Here is a 344-nt window from a genome sequence, read left to right on the forward strand (position 1 = left end):
AACCAACATAATGGTGGAGCCAAGCGGGATCGAACCGCTGACCTCCTGCGTGCAAGGCAGGCGCTCTCCCAGCTGAGCTATGGCCCCATTTTGGACACTTACCTCTCGGAATTTTATTCAATACAAGGCATTTTATGGCGAAGCATAGCCTGCTATGCGAGTCATAAAATAACGCAGAGATGGATAAAACTTGGTGGGTCTGGGCAGACTTGAACTGCCGACCTCACCCTTATCAGGGGTGCGCTCTAACCAACTGAGCTACAGACCCAAGAGGGGGATCGTGCTTAAACCGTTTGCTCTATGATCTGATCAGGTAATTCATTGTGGACGTTTACCGCGAGGGG

2 tRNA genes are annotated in these 344 nt (G+C 50.9%); both read right to left on the minus strand.

Annotation, left to right across the window (positions count from 1 at the left end):
* Positions 1–11: 11 nt before the first annotated feature.
* A tRNA-Ala gene (locus ACT3TY_RS17935) sits at positions 12–87 on the minus strand.
* A gap of 104 nt (positions 88–191) precedes the next feature.
* Positions 192–268: transfer RNA gene (locus tag ACT3TY_RS17940), tRNA-Ile, on the minus strand.
* Positions 269–344: the final 76 nt, after the last annotated feature.

Source organism: Halomonas sp. AOP22-C1-8 (assembly GCF_052378905.1).
Lineage (GTDB): Bacteria > Pseudomonadota > Gammaproteobacteria > Pseudomonadales > Halomonadaceae > Vreelandella > Vreelandella citrativorans.